The sequence below is a fragment of the Bacillus sp. LH1 genome (assembly GCF_057924895.1).
The window spans coordinates 282,501-285,000 of the sequence record NZ_CM175007.1 but is presented as its reverse complement, the minus strand read 5'-3'; the positions used below and the strand labels follow the sequence as shown (position 1 = coordinate 285,000).

Genomic DNA, 2,500 nt, shown 5'->3' with positions numbered 1-2,500 from the left:
CTTAAACCCATACTAGCTGCATGATTTCCTAACTGTACGTTATTACGCTTAGCTTCTTCAATACTAATTCCATACTTTGATGCAAGTACTTCATTAATACTTGTTCCAGAATAGATTGGAGCATTTTGGTCTAATTCAAAACTTTTAAACTCAACTTCAACATCCTTCTTATGTGGAAATTGTTCTAAAGCCATCTCTAATCTACGTTTCCCAATATAGCAAAATGGACATACAAAATCCGACCATACTTCAATTTTCATAAAAAACACCTCATTAACATTTAGTTTTCAATCATTGTAGCACTGAGATTAAGGAATTCAAAAGTTTTTGCTCTATCTCCTTCATATAGTACATACAAAAACACACTTATAGCAGAATACCTAATTAACAAAAAAAAACGATAATCAAAAGGATTAACTATTATCCCTCCGATTATCGTCTATATATATGCAACAACTTTAATTATGCCGGAATATACTTCCCTACGAACTTCCATACAGTATTCCAATATTTATTCGAATCTACTTTCTCCGCTTCTCCATGTCCAGCACCTGGAACAATTAATTTCTCTTTTTCTACTTTTGCAGCATTATATACTTCATCTAACATTTCAAAAGGAACGAATGTATCAGCATCCCCATGAATGAACAGCATAGGTGTTTTACTTTTCGCTACTTGTTTTACAGCTGAAGCCTCTTCTAAATCGTAACCAGCTCTTAATTTAGTAACCATATTTGCCGCATTCATAACAGGAAACTTCGGTAAATGGAATAAATCTTTTAGTTGATAAGTAAATTCATCAATAACAGTTGAGTATCCACAATCTTCAATAATAACTTTAACATTAGAAGGTAAATCTTCTCCTGAAGTCATCATTACAGTTGCCCCGCCCATTGAAACACCAAATAGAGCTATTTCAGCATTAGGGTCTTTCTTCAAGATTTGTTGAATCCAAATCAAAACATCTTTACGATCATGCCAACCCATACCAACATAATCCCCTTCACTATTTCCGTGTCCACGAAGGTCTGGTGCTATGACATTATAGCCTTGTTCATAAAAGTTACGAACATATTTCGTCATTTCTGATGCTCTACCATTGTATCCATGAACTACAATTGCCCATTTATGACTGGATGGTTCATTCATATATTCATAACCTTTTAAATTTAATTTATCGAAAGAACGTATAGTTAATGTGTTAGGTTTATACTTCGATACGAAGTTTGCATTCTTTTCTTCATTTGCAGCCAATACATCTCCCGACGCATTTACCGTTTCTACTAAATGAGGATTATCTTGCAAAAATTCTTTTTCTTGTTTCGCATTTAACGCGTAGTTATAAAAATAATTCCCAACTAACATATACACGATTACTAGCAGGACTAAGACTACTATAGTAATTATACTTATCTTTTTCATATTATCTCCTTTTCTAACTTAAATCTTCTTATATTAAAGTACATCAAAAACAACTGTACTATTTTAACACACTGATGAATCCTATCTTTAAGAAATAAAATAGAAAATCTTAAATTACATATAAAGAATCACGAAAGAAATTGAATAAAACTTATATAGCTACGTACTCAAAAACCTTTTTGAAAAGCGAGAAGCACTTCAAAATATTTAGCTTTGAAAAGAAGTTATAAAACACAAAAAAGACGAGTCATTCTGACTCGTCTTAAAGTTGCTTGGCGACGTCCTACTCTCACAGGGACAAGGTCCCAACTACCATCGGCGCTAGAGAGCTTAACTTCCGTGTTCGGTATGGGAACGGGTGTGACCTCTCTGCCATCATCACCAAACTATGAAGGCATATTCCTTCAAAACTAGATAACATTGCTACATATTATATGGTTAAGTCCTCGATCTATTAGTATTCGTCAGCTCCACATGTCACCATGCTTCCACCTCGAACCTATCAACCTGATCATCTTTCAGGGATCTTACTAGCTTACGCTATGGGAAATCTCATCTTGAGGGGGGCTTCATGCTTAGATGCTTTCAGCACTTATCCCTTCCGCACATAGCTACCCAGCTATGCCCTTGGCAGAACAACTGGTACACCAGCGGTGCGTCCATCCCGGTCCTCTCGTACTAAGGACAGCTCCTCTCAAATTTCCTACGCCCACGACGGATAGGGACCGAACTGTCTCACGACGTTCTGAACCCAGCTCGCGTACCGCTTTAATGGGCGAACAGCCCAACCCTTGGGACCGACTACAGCCCCAGGATGCGATGAGCCGACATCGAGGTGCCAAACCTCCCCGTCGATGTGGACTCTTGGGGGAGATAAGCCTGTTATCCCCGGGGTAGCTTTTATCCGTTGAGCGATGGCCCTTCCATGCGGAACCACCGGATCACTAAGCCCGACTTTCGTCCCTGCTCGACTTGTAGGTCTCGCAGTCAAGCTCCCTTATGCCTTTGCACTCTACGAATGATTTCCAACCATTCTGAGGGAACCTTTGGGCGCCTCCGTTACACTTTAGGAGGCGAC

The 2,500-nt window shown here is 38.6% G+C and carries 2 protein-coding genes and 2 rRNA genes (2 of these 4 only partly in view); all 4 read right to left on the bottom strand.

Features of this window, described 5'->3' with window-relative positions:
- Positions 1-260 carry the 5' portion of a DsbA family oxidoreductase gene (locus ACX9TM_RS01610; RefSeq protein ID WP_000687943.1) on the bottom strand. 472 nt of this gene lie to the left of the window's left edge, so only the first 260 of its 732 coding nucleotides appear in the window; the start codon lies at positions 258-260; the stop codon falls past the left edge of the window.
- 202 nt (positions 261-462) lie between these two features.
- The gene (locus ACX9TM_RS01605) at positions 463-1,422 is read right to left on the bottom strand and encodes an alpha/beta hydrolase (RefSeq protein ID WP_000723973.1); all 960 of its coding nucleotides are present in this window, start codon (positions 1,420-1,422) and stop codon (positions 463-465) included.
- 270 nt (positions 1,423-1,692) lie between these two features.
- Positions 1,693-1,808 (bottom strand): 5S ribosomal RNA (gene rrf, locus ACX9TM_RS01600).
- A 48-nt stretch (positions 1,809-1,856) separates the two neighbouring features.
- Positions 1,857-2,500 (bottom strand): 23S ribosomal RNA (locus tag ACX9TM_RS01595); it runs 2,278 nt beyond the window's last position.

Coding starts and splice junctions, on each gene's coding strand:
- ACX9TM_RS01605 (WP_000723973.1), bottom strand. CDS start 1,422: ATGAAAAAGATAAGTATAATTACTATAGTAGTCTTAGTCCTGCTAGTA.